The sequence below is a fragment of the Pseudomonas sp. H3_D04 genome, assembly GCF_054669175.1.
On sequence record NZ_CP162801.1, the window covers coordinates 3,310,694 to 3,325,026 of the forward strand.

The following is a 14,333-nucleotide window of genomic DNA, read 5'->3' on the forward strand; positions in this document are numbered from 1 at the left end:
CCATGCAGACCACCTTGAGCGAACAGGCCCGCCAACTGCCCCGCGCCGAAGAAGCCGAAAGCATCCTGCGCACGTGTGTGCACTGCGGTTTCTGCAACGCCACCTGCCCGACCTATCAACTGCTCGGCGATGAACTGGACGGGCCGCGTGGGCGCATCTACCTGATCAAACAGGTGCTGGAAGGCAACGAGGTCACCCAGAAGACCCAACAGCATCTGGATCGCTGCCTGTCTTGCCGTAACTGCGAAACCACCTGCCCCTCGGGCGTCGACTATCACAACTTGCTCGACATCGGCCGCGCGGTGGTCGATGCGGCTGTGCCGCGTTCGCTCGACCAACGCTTGTTGCGCGAAGGCTTGCGCAGCGTCGTACCCAACCCGGGGTTGTTCAAAGCACTGCTCAGCAGCGGTCAGGTGTTCCGTGCGCTGCTGCCCGACACGCTGCGAGCCAAGCTGCCGCGTCGTGTGTATCCGGCCAAACAACGTCCGACCGCCCGCCACACCCGACAGGTGCTGATGCTGGAAGGGTGCGTGCAGCCGAGTCTGTCGCCGAACACCAACGCAGCCACCGCGCGTGTCCTGGATCGACTGGGGATCAGCGTGACACCGGCGCGCGAGGCCGGTTGCTGCGGCGCGGTCGATTATCACCTGGACGCCCAGGCGGCCGGCCTTGATCGCGCGCGCCGCAATATCGACGCGTGGTGGCCGAGCATTGAACAAGGCGCCGAGGCCATCGTTCAAACCGCCAGCGGTTGCGGTGCCTTCATCAAAGACTACGGCCACCTGCTCAGCACCGATGCGGCGTATGCCGAGAAGGCCAGAAAGGTCAGCGCACTGGCCAAGGATCTGGTTGAAGTGTTGCGCGAGGAGCCGCTGGACCAGCTAGGCATCCACAGCGACCAGCGCCTGGCCTTCCATTGCCCCTGCACCTTGCAGCACGCACAGAAACTCGGCGGTGCGGTTGAGGCGCTGCTGACGCGCCTGGGTTTCAACCTCACGTTCGTTCCCGACGGTCACCTGTGTTGCGGCTCGGCGGGCACCTATTCGCTGACCCAACCGGAGCTGTCCCGGCAACTGCGCGACAACAAGCTCAATGCGCTGGAAAGCGGTCATCCCGAAGTCATTGTCACGGCTAATATCGGCTGTCAGTCGCACCTTGACGGTGCGGGCCGAACCCCTGTGCGCCACTGGATCGAACTGGTCGAAGCCGCGTTGCCCTCATCGAACCCCGGAGTATCCCCATGAAAAGCAAAGCCGTCCTCAGCCAGACCGAAGTCAGCCGGATTCTCAGCGCCGCACGCAACGAAGCACAGAATAATCAATGGGCCGTGACCATCGTGATTGTCGACGACGGAGGCCATCCTTTGGCCCTGGAGCGCCTCGACGGTTGCGCCCCGATCGGCGCCTACATCGCGACCGAAAAGGCCCGCACCTCAGCCCTTGGCCGACGGGAATCGAAAGGCTATGAAGAGATGGTCAACGGTGGACGCTACGCGTTTTTGTCCGCGCCGTTGCTGACGTCCCTGGAAGGTGGCGTACCAATCATCGTCGATGGCCAGGTGATCGGCGCGGTCGGCGTGTCCGGCGTCAAGGCCGAGCAGGATGCACAAGTGGCCAAGGCCGGCGCGCAGTGTCTGAACTGAACTGAAAACCCGATCAACACCGCATAACCCTGTGGGAGCGAGCCTGCTCGCGAATGCGGTGGATCAGCTGATATCAATGTTGATTGACACACCGCTATCGCGAGCAGGCTCGCTCCCACAGGGAATTGCGGTGGGTCCTACACCTCAGTTTTACTTGCGCGCCAGTTTGTAGCGCACGCACTCTTCATAAAAATTCTGCCGGACATCCGCTGGCTTGAACCGCGACTTGCTGTCGTAAGTCTGTTCGGTGATGCCCATCGCCATCATGCGCATCCACGCCTTGCTGAATTTGTAGGCCTGTAGCTTCTGCCGGGCGGCATACAGGGAGACCCCGGCCAGCTTGAGTTCCTGGGCCCTCGCCGCCGTGCCCGCCCCCCAGCTGCACATATACCGGTCATTGGACGCCAGTTCCTTGGCTTGGGCAGAGGCTGCAACGCTGGCCAGGGCAAACGAGATCATCGTGACAAATACACTTCGCAATTGCATTCCGCCTAACCACCTGAAAATGAAGTGGATTTTGGCGACAACCGTGACGCTTCGGGGCCAGCAAAATGCCTCTTTTTCAGCTATTGCAGCTTGAGCGTCTACGACAGGCAGGAATTGACTCAGAAGCACGAAATGGATCGGGCCAGCGGGCCTCTTGAGTCATTGATCGTGGCCAATCCCCAAGGACTCGGCCATGCGCACCAGGTCCGCAAATGACTTGGCGTGCATTTTTTTCATGGCATGGGCGCGGTGGATTTTCACGGTGATCTCGCTCAGGTTCATCTGCCCGGCAATCTGCTTGTTCATCAGGCCTTTGGCGGCAAGGGCCATCACCTCTTTTTCCCGGGCCGTCAGCGATTGGTAGTTGCTGTGCAGGTCTGATCGCTGTTGCTCGACTTCCCGGCGCCGGATATCGGCCTGAAGTGCGCCTGACACCGCGTCCAGCAGGTCCTGTTCACGGAACGGCTTGGCCAGAAAGTCCACGGCCCCCGCTTTCATCGCCTTGACCGACATCTCGATGTCGCCATGACCGGTGATAAAAATAATGGGGATGTTCGCGTTTGATTCCACCAACTGACGCTGGAAGTCCAGGCCACTGCTCCCTTGCAGTCGTACATCAAGGACCAGGCAACTGGCGCCCCCGGTCTTCGGATGCTGAAGATACTCGGCCGTGGAAGCGAATGTCTGGACCTGGATCCCGGCAGAGCGCAACAGATTAGCCAAGGCGTCACGAATGGACGCATCGTCATCCACCACGTACACCATCGAACCTTGATTGCCTTGCTTACTGGAGGAAGGATTGCCGCTCATGGGCGGTCCTCAATGAGAATGGGTAGCAAAAAAGTGTAGCAGCACCTGAGGCCGATTTCCGAGGCGCGACGTTTTTGTAGGGTCGCGCTCGGGCCTAACCCGCACTAGGCAATAAAGTTGTGCTCCAGCGCCGAAATAAAAGAGAACAAAGAACGTGGGCTGTGCAACCAGGCATTGACCTGGGCGCTGTAACTTTTGCCGCGGGTGCACCAACTGCAAAAGTGCTCGCAGTTATTGGAGAAAATCCGGTATTGATTCTCGCCGATCCTGGAGCGCGCCCGGTTGGCGATTTCATGGCAGGGAAAGTCGCCTGGCTCCTGATACATCCAGACCGGTTTGCCGTGGGCGAAACGTTCAAGATCGATGACTTCGACGGGGCCGGGTTTGAATGAACTGCTGAACCCGGAATAGTGAGCCACTTTTCCACCGCCTAGATAGATGCCGTGATGCATATAGAACGTGCGTGGCCCCACCAGATGCGCACCGACAGGCACCCTGTCCGCGGCCTCCTGGACGTCGATCAGTTTCAACACAACGCCGGACGACAGGTAGGTTTCGGCGAAGGGGTGATTGCCGGGCAACAGGGCGCTTAACTGACTGGATATCTCCGTTGTCATGATGGTCAGGCAAACACGTGCAGTTGAACGAAGCGATAAACAGCGTTCGACGAACTTGGCGGTAAAAGCACTCATGACAACTTCCTCCGTAACCCTTGCATTGACTCTATCGACAGGGTTGCGGAGTTTCATTTGTACATACGATTAGTCTGAACGACCTATGAATATACCTCCCCTAAACCTAAGTATTAATCCGGGGGCCGGGCAGCGTGAATTGCACCGTGGCACGCAACATCTCAAGCGGCTGCACGCCCACGTGCGATCGAGTTCGTCCTTCAGGCCAAACTCATGTGCGAGTCGGCCAAGGCAGGCTGGGAGAGGTTGTTCCGCCGCAGGCCGCGCGATGAGCACAGGGCTGTCGCTGCCGGCGTTCGCGCGTAGCTCCCGACAGAAAATACGCTCACCGTCGTCCCAGGATAACTGCATGCTTTTGTTCATCTGAGGGTGAACACACGTTGGTTTTTTTATAGGCCGCACTGCGGTCAGGCTGTCGTCCAGTCCAGTGTCACCACCTTACAGACTAGCGCCACTTCGCAGACCTTCACACCACTGAGAACATTCCTGAATGTGTTGCTCCGCGCCCCTGTTAATACCTTTGTATAGATCCCTGCCACTGAGGTATGACTTTTCTGAACCGACGTAGCAGTGCGCCGGAAAAGTTCCGCCAATACCATGCACTCACAGCGGACGACTGCCGTCCCGCCAACTTGAAGAACAACTTCAAGACTATTGACCACTTCTTTTCAGGAACACATCATGAAACAGCAAATTCTGGTTATCGGTGCGGGGTTCGGTGGTGTCTGGAGTGCATTGAGCGCCGCTCGTCTGCTGGACATGCACGACCGTAAGGACGTGGACATCACTCTGCTGGCGCCTCAGGCGGAATTGCGTATACGTCCGCGCTTCTACGAAACCGACGTGCACAAGATGTTCGCCCCCCTCGACGCGCTGTTCGATTCGGTGGGTGTGCGTTTCGTCAAAGGCATGGCCGAGCGTATCGACGAGCAGACCAAAACCGTCGGCTACCGCGATGAGGCGGGCCACGAGGGCACGTTGAGCTACGACCGTCTGATATTGGCCGCAGGCAGCCAGCTGGTCCGGCCGAAGGTGCCAGGTCTTGCCGAGCACGCCTTCGACGTGGATCAGATCGAAGCCGCCGTGCGCCTTGAAGACCACCTCAAATCCCTGAAAGACCGCCCTGCCAGCGTTGCGCGTAACACCGTGGTGGTCGCGGGTGGCGGTTTTACGGGCATAGAGACCGGCACCGAGATGCCGGCACGCCTGCGGGCTGTGCTCGGCGACGATCAGGATGTGCGCGTGATCATTGTCGACCGTGCGCCGCAGATCGGCGCGACGATGGGTGATGGCATTCGTCCCTCCATCATCGAGGCGTCTGAACACCTGGGCGTCGAGTGGGTGGTCAACGCCAGTGTCGCGGCAGTGGACGCCAACGGCGTGACCCTCGCCGATGGCCGCCACATCGAAGCCCAGACGGTGATCTGGACCGTCGGTTTCCGCGCCAGCCCGCTGACCGAACATCTGACCAGCGATCGCGACCCACAAGGGCGCTTGCACGTCGATGAGAACCTGAAGGTATTGGGCCAGACGCATGTCTATGCTGCCGGCGACGTCGCCTATGCCGCGACCGACGACCTTGGCAACTTCGCCGCCATGTCGTGCCAGCACGCGATCGCCCTGGGCCGTCATGCCGGGAACAACGTCGCCGCGGATCTGCTGGGTGTTGCGCCGACCCCTTACCGTCAACCGAAGTACGTGACCTGCCTCGACCTGGGTGCCTGGGGTGCAGTGTTCACCGAAGGCTGGGATCGCCAGCTCAAACTGGTCAAGGATGAGGCCAAGGAGCTCAAGACGCAGATCAACACTCAGTGGATCTACCCGCCAGCCGCTGATCGTGCCACCGCTCTGGCAGCGGCCGACCCGATGATTCCGGTGGCCTGAAGACCCGCCTGAACGTGGCGTCCGCGACAGCATCGCGGGCGCCTTTGCGTTTTCCATCGTAATGCCTGCACCCAATATGAATCAGCCAGACACTGGCGGTCATGGTTTAAGATCGTTTGAAGCGTCCCCCGGACTTGATAACCACTTCATGCGCTTAAACCTGAAGGTTCGTATGCCCTCCTCGCTACCCTTGCCGGTTCAATGCCCCCGCCAGCCCGCCCGCACGTGGCTACGGTCACTGCTGTTGCTGAGCGCCATCCTGCCAGGCATCGCCAATGCCGGGCCCAGACCCGACAACATGGTTTATCTGCGCACGATTGACCCCACCATCGAGCAAGATATCCGCTACGCCAGCGCCCACAACTTCACCGGACACCCGCTCGACGGATACGATGCCGCCGAGTGCCTGCTGTCGCTGGACACCGCCCAGGCCCTCGCCCGGGTGCAACAGGCACTTCAAAAGCAAGGCTACGGCTTGAAGGTGTTCGACTGCTATCGACCCAGCCGTGCGGTGGCCGATATGGGCCGCTTCGCGACTGAGCCGGGGAACCCGCGCAAAGCCGAGTTCTATCCGCGCGTCGACAAGCAGGACTTCTGGCGGCTGGGGTATGTGGCGCGGGTGTCGAATCACTCCAGAGGCTCAACCGTGGACCTGACGCTCATCGGCCCCAAGGCTCTGCCCGCCGACACCTGGATACCCAAGGCCGCGCAAGTCGATTGCAGCGCGCCTTATGCCCAGCGCTGGCGCGACGGCGCACTCGACATGGGCACCGGGTACGATTGCTTCGATGAGCGTGCGCACACCGCCAACCCGACGATCAATGCGACGGCGAAGGAAAACCGTCAGCGGCTCAGCAGCGCCATGGAGAAAGAGGGTTTCGCCGGTTACTCGAAAGAATGGTGGCACTTCACTTTCGGTGGAGACGGAGCGCCGAAGAACGTGATGGATTTTCCCATCACGCCGCTGAGTACCAGCGAGGTACTGGACAGCAGTCACCAATTGATTGTGGTCACCACAAAAAACTGGGATGACATTCAGGGCATCGCCCAGCGCTATGAACGAGACGGGGCCAGCTTTCGAAAAGTCGGCGACGGCTTTGCGGTGGTGGTCGGCAAGAACGGGATGGCGTGGGGTAAAGGGTTGGGCAACGTTGAGGCTGGTGAAGGACCGGTCAAACGTGAAGGTGATGGGAAAGCACCTGCCGGGATCTTCAGACTCGGGACTGCGTTTGGTTATGACGCGACGGCCGAGACAAAGCTGCCTTATCTTGCGCTGACCTCGACCACAGAGTGTGTGGATGACAGAAAATCCGAACGTTACAACGAATTGGTCGACGGCGCGGCGATAGCCAAGGACTGGAACAGTTCCGAGCAGATGCGCGAAGAGGCTGGGTATCGCAAAGGGATCTTTATCGAGCACAACACGCCAGCGTCACCGGGTGCAGGTTCGTGCATCTTTTTCCATATCTGGCGGGGACCTGCCTCGCCGACGTTGGGGTGTACGGCAATGGATCAGGGGGATATTTCGCGGTTGTTCGAGTGGCTGAATCCCCGTGAGTCTCCGGTGTTGGTGCAGATGCCTGAGGGGGAATATGAGCAATTGCGCGAGCGATGGAAATTGCCTCGGCGTTGATGGAAGAGGTGAATCGAGTGCTGGATAACAGGTTCCGGCCGGCTAATCACGGAGCCCTGTAGCGGCTGCCTTGGTCAGCCCTGCTTCAAATCAAGGCAGTAGGTGTAATACCCCGTGTCGCGCACGTAACCCAACGATTCATACAAACGTTGCGCCCCCACATTATCCGTGGCCGTTTCCAGCACCATGCCCTTGGCGCCGGTCGACAGCGCAAAGGCTCGGGCAGCGTTCATCACCAACCTGCCCACGCCCTGCCCCCTGGATTCGGGTTTGGTGAACAGGTCGCTGAGCAACCAGGTGCGGTGGGCGTCGATGGAGGAAAACGTCGGGTACAGTTGGACGAACCCCAGCGCATCACCGCAAAGGTCCGATGCGAAAAAGATCACGGATTCCTCCCGGTCAATGCGTTCGGCGATGAAGTCCCGGGATTGCGGCAGGTTCGAGGGCTGGCCGTAGAAGCCTCGATAAGCGTCGAAGAGGGGGGCGATTTTGTCGATGTGCGTTGCCTCGACGCGCAAGACTTGGACGGCCATGCCTGGGGTCTCCCTAGGGGTTACTTGGGTTGCGCCACCGTGCGCAAATAAGGTTTCACCGTTTTGAAACCATCCGGGTATTTCTTCTTCGCGTCCTCGTCAGAGACGGAAGTCGGAATGATCACATCCTCACCCGGACGCCAGTTCACCGGCGTGGCAACGGTGTGTTTGGCGTTCAGTTGCAGTGCATCGAGCAGACGCAATACCTCATCAAAGTTGCGCCCGGCACTCATCGGGTAGATGAGCATCGCCTTGACCTTCTTGTCCGGCCCGATGATGAACACGGAACGCACCGTGGCGTTGTCCACGGCGGTGCGTGCGCCGCCGCTGGCATTCGGATGGATCATGTCGTAGAGCTTGGCCACCACCAGGTTTTCGTCGCCGATCATGGGGTAGTTGACCGCATGCCCCTGGGTTTCTTCGATGTCCTTGGCCCAGCTCGCATGATTGCTGACGGGGTCGACGCTGAGCCCGACGATCTTGGTGTTGCGTTTATCGAACTCTGGCTTGAGCCCTGCCATGTAACCGAGCTCAGTGGTGCACACCGGGGTGAAGTCCTTGGGATGCGAGAACAGGATCGCCCACTTGTCGCCAATCCACTCATGGAAATGCAGCGTGCCCTCGGTGCTTTCGACGGTAAAGTCCGGTGCTTCGTCGCCAATGCGGATGGTCATATCGTTCTCCTGACTGTGAGTTCGTAGGGAGGCCGTCGCAACGCCAGTCGCTGTTCCAACGGCATTCGGGATCTGTGTTGAACCGATCAACGCGCATCAGTATAGGAGACGCTTCAAGACACGCCGGTGACCGGCCTATCCGGCCGCCCGAATGAGCTTCGCTCAAGCGCCGTCATTCAGTGAGCCACCTGTGGCCAGGTCCAGCCTGACTCACCCTGCGTCGATCAACAAAACTTGCGTTCAGCAACCGTAAGCTAAGCTTAGAGCAGCTTATTGCACACGATGCTCGCGTCTGCAGGTTTGGGGTTGTTCTGGAGAGCGTCTGCAACAGCTATTTCAGACAGGCCCAACCTATTCACGCAGGACTACGTGATGACCGAGCCCCTCCTCAGTTTTGATCAACTCAAACGTGCTGCCGCCTCCGGCGAGATTGATACTGTTCTGGTTTGCATGGTCGACATGCAAGGCCGACTGGTCGGCAAGCGATTCCAGGTCGAGTTTTTCATCGACAGCGGCCACGAAGAAACCCACTGCTGCAATTACCTGCTGGCCGACGACATCGACATGGAACCCGTGCCGGGGTACGCCGCCGCCAGTTGGAGCAAAGGCTACGGCGACTTTGTCCTCAAACCCGACATGTCCACTTTGCGACGGGTGCCCTGGCTGGAATGCACGGCGCTGGTGCTGTGTGATGTCCTCGATCACCACCATCGGCGGGACCTGCCGCACAGCCCGCGGGCGATTCTGAAAAAGCAGATCGAGCGACTGCGCGAACGCGGCTACACCGGCATGTTCGCCTCGGAACTGGAGTTCTATCTGTTCGACGAGAGCTACGAGGCCATCCACAAGCGCAACTACCTCAAACCAAAAACCGCCGGCCACTACATCGAGGATTACAACATCCTCCAGACCACCCGCGAGGAGCCGGTGCTGCGGGCGATTCGCAAGCATCTGCAAGCGTCCGGCATTCCCGTGGAAAACTCCAAGGGTGAATGGGGCCCGGGCCAGGAAGAGATCAACATTCGTTACGCCGATGCGCTGACGATGGCCGACCACCACGTCATCATCAAGCACGCCTGCAAAGAGATCGCGCAGCTGCAAGGCAAGGCGATCACGTTCATGGCCAAGTGGCGGTATGACGCCGCCGGGTCCAGCAGCCACATTCACAATTCGCTGTGGGACAAAAACGCCAAGAAGCCGCTGTTCTTCGACGCCAAGGCCGAATTTGGCATGTCGAAGTTGATGCGTGCCTGGGTGGCCGGGCAGCTCAAATACGCCAACGACATCACCTGCTTTCTCGCGCCGTACATCAACTCCTACAAGCGCTTTCAGGCCGGCACCTTTGCGCCGACCCGGGCGGTCTGGAGCCGCGACAATCGCACCGCAGGCTTTCGTCTGTGTGCAGAAAGCAGCAAATCCATCCGCATCGAATGCCGCATCGGCGGCGCCGACCTCAACCCTTATCTGGCCTTTGCCGCGTTGATCGCTGCGGGGCTGGCCGGTATCGACGAGAAGCTCAACCTCACGCCGCCCTTTGAAGGCGATGCCTACGTTGACGAACACTTGCCTGAAGTGTCGAAGACACTGCGCGAAGCCTGCGCCGCCCTTCAGGGCTCCACCATGTTGCGCGAGGCGTTCGGTGATGAAGTGATCGACCACTACGTGCACACCGCCGAGTGGGAGCAGAAAGAGTACGACCGGCGCATCACCGACTGGGAATTGCAGCGCGGTTTCGAGCGCTATTGAGACCGCCATCATGACTGCAACGATTCAACTCATTTCACCGGTCGATGGCGGGGTCTATGCCGAACGTCGCTGCGCCGATGCTGCGCAGATCGAGCAGGCGCTGGCGGCTGCCGCAGCGGCCCAGGCGCAATGGAAGCACCGACCGCTGAACGAGCGCGCCGATTTTTGCGGTGCCGCCGTTGACGCGATGCTGGCCATGAAGGACGAAATCGTCCCGGAACTGGCCTGGCAAATGGGCCGCCCCGTGCGCTTTGGCGCGGGCGAACTGCGCGGTTTCGAAGAGCGCGCCCGCCATATGATCGCCATTGCACCCGAAGCGTTGGCAGCCATTGAACCCACGCCTGTCGCCGGTTTCCGCCGCTGTATCAAGCGCGAGCCGATGGGTACGGTGCTGGTCGTCGCTCCTTGGAATTACCCCTATCTGACGGCAGTGAATACGATTATTCCGGCACTGATGGCCGGCAACAGCGTCATCCTCAAACACGCCTCACAAACGCTGCTGGTGGGCGAACGGTTCGCCGAAGCGTTTCGCCGCGCCAATCTGCCCGAAGGCCTGTTCCATAACCTGCTGCTCAATCATGACCAGACCGCCGCAATCATTGCCTCTGGCCGCGTGCAGCAGGTGAACTTCACCGGCTCGGTCGGCGGTGGCAGAACGATGGAAAGCGCAGCGTCAGGCCACTTCCTCGGCCTGGGCCTGGAACTCGGCGGCAAGGACCCGGCCTATGTCCGCGCAGACGCCAACCTCGACCACGCGGTGGAGAACCTGGTGGACGGCAGCTTCTTCAACTCAGGGCAAAGCTGCTGCGCCGTCGAGCGCATTTATGTCGATGAAAAAATCTACCCGGCGTTTGTCGAGCGATTCGTCGCGCTGACGAATCAATACGTACTGGGCAATCCATTGGACGAAGCCACCACACTCGGTCCGCTGGTCAATCCGGGCGCGGCTGAATTTGTGCGCGGGCAGATCGCCGATGCGCTGGCCAAGGGCGCAACAGCGCTGATCGATCCGAAGGCGTTTCCCCTCGACGCACCCGGCAGCGCCTACCTCGCGCCCCAGGTGCTGGTCGATGTCAGCCATCACATGTCGGTGATGCGCGAAGAAAGTTTTGGTCCAGTGGTCGGCATCATGCCGGTGACCAGCAATGACCAGGCCATTGCCTTGATGAACGACAGCGAGTTCGGGCTCAGCGCTTCCGTCTGGACTCAGGACCTCGCCGCCGCCGAACGCTTGGGCGACGCGATCGACACCGGCACCGTGTTCATGAACCGCTGCGATTACCTGGACCCGGCCCTGGCCTGGACCGGCGTCAAGAACAGCGGTCGCGGCGTGACGCTATCGCGCCTGGGCTACGAGCATCTGACCCGAGCAAAATCCTTCCATTTGCGCCATGAGATCTGAGCCATGAGCCTGACCGGAAACTGGAACTACCCCACGAGCATCCGCTTCGGTGTCGGTCGCATCGGCGAGCTGGCCGAGGTCTGTCGCAGCCAGGGTATCCAGCGACCGTTGCTGGTCACCGACAGCGGCCTGGGGCGCGCGCCGATCACCACGGCGGCTTTGGATTCCTTGCGTGCCGCCGGCCTCGGCGTCGCGCTGTTTTGCGACCTCAAGCCCAATCCTGTCGAAGCCAACCTCGCAGGCGGACTCGATGCCTGGCGCGCCGGCAAACACGATGGCGTGGTGGCTTTTGGCGGCGGCAGCGGCCTGGACATGGGCAAGCTCATCGCTTTCATGAGCGGCCAGACCCGGCCGGTCTGGGATTTCGAAGACATCGGCGACTACTGGACACGCGCCAACGAGAGCCAAATCGCTCCGGTTATCGCGGTGCCGACGACGGCGGGCACCGGTTCGGAAGTCGGCCGCGCAGCAGTGATTATCGATGAACGCACCCACACCAAACGCATCATCTTCCACCCCAAAATGATGCCGCGCGTGGTCATCAGCGACCCGGCCCTGACCGTCGGCATGCCGGCCAAAGTCACCGCCGGCACCGGCATGGACGCCTTGGCGCACTGCCTGGAAGCCTACTGCGCGCCTGGTTTTCACCCGCTGGCCGATGGCATCGCAGTGGAAGGCATCCGCTTGGTGGCCAACGCGCTGGTGCGGGCAGTCCACACCCCGTCCGATCTCGATGCGCGCGCGCAAATGCTCGCCGCCGCCGCGATGGGCGCCACCGCATTCCAGAAAGGCCTGGGCGGCATGCACGCCCTCTCGCATCCGGTCGGCGCGCTGTACGACACCCATCACGGCATGACCAACGCCACCTTCATGCCCTACGTACTGCAATTCAATCGCCCCGCCATCGAAGAACGCATCACGCGCCTGGCGGCTTATCTGCGTCTGCCCTCGCCCGGCTTCGACAGCTTTCTGGCCTTCATCCTCAAACTGCGCAAAGACATCGGCGTGCCTCACACGCTGGTCGAGTTGGGCGTGGATGACCAACAGGCCGACCTGATCGCGGACATGGCCATTGTCGACCCCTCTGCCGGCGGTAACCCGCTGCCATTGACCCGGGCTGGCGCGGCAAGCATTTTCGACGCGGCCTGTCACGGCAGAACTTAGTGCCGTTGTCTGTGCAGACCCAAGGCATGGACGAAGCCCGGTGTCGGCGATCTGGACCGGCGCCACTCTCGCGGTGTTGTCGGCTTCGAAGCCCGCCGCGTCCAGGGACCGCCGACAGGCGACGTGATCATCTGGCGTCAGGCTGAATTTGCTGCGGCGGAAAAGGCGTTGAATCAGCGTGCGGGGGCTGATCCGATCAGATCGCGACAGAGGCCAGTGTCTCGACCAATAAAACTGCCAGGGTTCAAGCAATGACGGTCATGAGACCGGCAATTAATTCCCGATGCACGGTATAAGGCAACAGAGGGCCAGACTGAATTTGTTGATTTTGATCAATCAAATGCTGATTGATTGAGTACACGATTCCCAACACGAAACGACGTATTCAAAACGTTTTCCACCTGCGGCGAATACTAAAAAGAAAGGACAACTCAGTACACATCAGGATGATTGTCCCCTGTATTTTCGGAGCCCGCTCAATGAAAATCCTTATTAAAAAAGATCCTCTGCAGAATCGTTGGTGGGTCCACATGGATGAGTGGGTCGCAGGTTTTCACAGCCTTCAAGGAGCTGAATCATTTGTTGAGCGATTGAACGCGCGCATTAATGCCCCGCACGCGCCACACATGATTGGAAGTTATTCTCAGTTATCACAAGAAGTCCCGAACAGCCAATCTTTAAACCGGCACGATGGGCCTCACTTGGAAAAGAAACTCTCTCACGCTTGATCCACAAGACACGTGTGGCATTGAAAGAAAAAACGACTACCTGACCAGGAAAGGTCCGTCCCCAATATTGCCAGTTATTTGAATTAAGGTTTTTGAAGTAACCGGCATGTTGGCTGCCCTCAAAAGCAAGGCTATGCGCCAGTTTGGAGGTAATGCCGTGAACGGTTTGAAGATCGCCGCCAGCCTACCGGTTCGTAACTGTTTCCGGACTTCCAGAGATATTGTCACCCTCGATCAGACCGATTATACCGACGTCGCTGTCGCGGTATTTTCCCGGGACGATGTGCTCGCCGGCGCGTTGGAAACCATTAAACATACCGGTTTCGATATTCCGATTTTCCTGGTCGCGTCACAGGGTGGTGTCAGCAATGCCTTAGGCATGTACAAGCAACTGCAAGATGTGTTGCTGCAGGTCAATGGCGTTTTCGACCTGTCGCGGAACAACGTCGAGTATTACGGCCACCACCTCGAAACCGCTGCGAAGTCTTATGAAGACACGCTTCTCCCACCGTTTTTCAATGCGCTTAAACAATACACCACAGCTGCCCAATGCCACGTTTGCCTGCACCGCTCATCAGGGAGGACAGTTCTTTCGCAAGCATCCGGCCGGCCGGCAGTTCTTCGACTTCTTTGGCGAAACGTTGTTTCGCGACGACTCAGATCGAGTACATCCGCGGCAATGTCGAGTGGGTGCCGTTGGCTGACGCTGATGGCCGCATCGCCGCCGAAGGCGCCTTGCCCTACCCACCGGGCGTTTTATGCGTGGTGCCCGGGGAAATCCGCGGCGGCGCGGTACTGAAGTATTTCCTGGCCCTGGAAGAAGGCATCAACCGATTGCCCGGCTTCACGCCGGAACTGCAAGGCGTCTATCTCAAACACGAGGGCGGTCGAACTCGCGCCTACGGTTACGTGCTCAAGGCCTGATGCTAGACCCTCATC

Annotated in this window: 14 protein-coding genes and 2 pseudogenes; 10 read left to right on the plus strand and 6 right to left on the minus strand. The window is 59.7% G+C overall.

What is annotated here, in order from left to right; translation table 11 throughout:
- The first annotated feature begins 2 nt into the window (after positions 1 to 2).
- Together glcF and AB4N91_RS15415 are read left to right on the plus strand one after the other, a co-directional pair.
- A complete protein-coding gene (gene glcF, locus AB4N91_RS15410; protein WP_460110813.1) occupies positions 3 to 1,244 on the plus strand; it encodes a glycolate oxidase subunit GlcF in 1,242 nt (413 codons plus the stop codon).
- A complete protein-coding gene (locus tag AB4N91_RS15415; protein ID WP_010459048.1) occupies positions 1,241 to 1,642 on the plus strand; it encodes a heme-binding protein in 402 nt (133 codons plus the stop codon). Before glcF ends, AB4N91_RS15415 begins: the two co-directional genes overlap by 4 nt.
- Positions 1,643 to 1,792: 150 nt before the next feature.
- Here AB4N91_RS15415 and AB4N91_RS15420 read toward each other — a convergent pair whose 3' ends face one another.
- The 4 genes and pseudogenes from AB4N91_RS15420 to AB4N91_RS15435 all read right to left on the minus strand — a co-directional run.
- Positions 1,793 to 2,128 (minus strand): hypothetical protein, encoded by a 336-nt coding sequence (locus tag AB4N91_RS15420; protein WP_010459046.1) that lies wholly within the window; start codon positions 2,126 to 2,128, stop codon positions 1,793 to 1,795.
- Positions 2,129 to 2,287: 159 nt separating this feature from the next.
- A complete protein-coding gene (locus AB4N91_RS15425; protein WP_010459044.1) occupies positions 2,288 to 2,938 on the minus strand; it encodes a response regulator transcription factor in 651 nt (216 codons plus the stop codon).
- 104 nt (positions 2,939 to 3,042) lie between these two features.
- Entirely contained in the window at positions 3,043 to 3,630 is a 588-nt protein-coding gene (locus tag AB4N91_RS15430; protein ID WP_460112669.1) for a lecithin retinol acyltransferase family protein, read from the minus strand.
- Between the two features lie 130 nt (positions 3,631 to 3,760).
- Positions 3,761 to 3,981, minus strand: a pseudogene (locus AB4N91_RS15435) (serine/threonine-protein kinase PknK); the annotation flags it as partial.
- Positions 3,982 to 4,311: 330 nt separating this feature from the next.
- Between AB4N91_RS15435 and AB4N91_RS15440 the strand changes: the two are divergent.
- Complete coding sequence (locus AB4N91_RS15440) at positions 4,312 to 5,514, plus strand: NAD(P)/FAD-dependent oxidoreductase (protein ID WP_010459035.1); 1,203 nt, start codon at positions 4,312 to 4,314, stop codon at positions 5,512 to 5,514.
- A gap of 172 nt (positions 5,515 to 5,686) precedes the next feature.
- On the plus strand, positions 5,687 to 7,147 hold the full coding sequence (locus AB4N91_RS15445) for a M15 family metallopeptidase (RefSeq protein WP_460112671.1): 1,461 nt from the start codon (positions 5,687 to 5,689) through the stop codon (positions 7,145 to 7,147).
- 74 nt (positions 7,148 to 7,221) lie between these two features.
- Here the strand turns inward: AB4N91_RS15445 and AB4N91_RS15450 are convergent, their stop codons facing one another.
- Both AB4N91_RS15450 and AB4N91_RS15455 read right to left on the minus strand, forming a co-directional pair.
- The gene (locus tag AB4N91_RS15450) at positions 7,222 to 7,680 is read right to left on the minus strand and encodes a GNAT family N-acetyltransferase (RefSeq protein ID WP_154911586.1); all 459 of its coding nucleotides are present in this window, start codon (positions 7,678 to 7,680) and stop codon (positions 7,222 to 7,224) included.
- Positions 7,681 to 7,700: 20 nt separating this feature from the next.
- The gene (locus AB4N91_RS15455) at positions 7,701 to 8,354 is read right to left on the minus strand and encodes a peroxiredoxin (RefSeq protein ID WP_010459028.1); all 654 of its coding nucleotides are present in this window, start codon (positions 8,352 to 8,354) and stop codon (positions 7,701 to 7,703) included.
- 372 nt (positions 8,355 to 8,726) lie between these two features.
- Here AB4N91_RS15455 and AB4N91_RS15460 point away from each other — a divergent pair, with 372 nt between their 5' ends.
- From AB4N91_RS15460 to AB4N91_RS15485, 6 genes and pseudogenes are all read left to right on the plus strand, one after another.
- Positions 8,727 to 10,100: a glutamine synthetase family protein gene (locus tag AB4N91_RS15460; RefSeq protein WP_154504162.1), complete on the plus strand. Its 1,374-nt coding sequence runs from the start codon at positions 8,727 to 8,729 to the stop codon at positions 10,098 to 10,100.
- Between the two features lie 10 nt (positions 10,101 to 10,110).
- Positions 10,111 to 11,502: an aldehyde dehydrogenase family protein gene (locus AB4N91_RS15465; protein ID WP_154911585.1), complete on the plus strand. Its 1,392-nt coding sequence runs from the start codon at positions 10,111 to 10,113 to the stop codon at positions 11,500 to 11,502.
- A gap of 3 nt (positions 11,503 to 11,505) precedes the next feature.
- Entirely contained in the window at positions 11,506 to 12,666 is a 1,161-nt protein-coding gene (locus tag AB4N91_RS15470; protein ID WP_154911584.1) for an iron-containing alcohol dehydrogenase, read from the plus strand.
- A 479-nt stretch (positions 12,667 to 13,145) separates the two neighbouring features.
- Entirely contained in the window at positions 13,146 to 13,394 is a 249-nt protein-coding gene (locus AB4N91_RS15475) for a hypothetical protein (RefSeq protein WP_154911583.1), read from the plus strand.
- A 157-nt stretch (positions 13,395 to 13,551) separates the two neighbouring features.
- Positions 13,552 to 14,050, plus strand: a pseudogene (locus AB4N91_RS15480) (Orn/Lys/Arg decarboxylase N-terminal domain-containing protein); the annotation flags it as partial.
- Positions 13,944 to 14,318, plus strand: coding sequence for an Orn/Lys/Arg family decarboxylase (locus AB4N91_RS15485; protein WP_154911581.1), 375 nt, complete (start codon positions 13,944 to 13,946; stop codon positions 14,316 to 14,318). The pseudogene AB4N91_RS15480 and the gene AB4N91_RS15485, both read left to right, overlap by 107 nt.
- Positions 14,319 to 14,333: the final 15 nt, after the last annotated feature.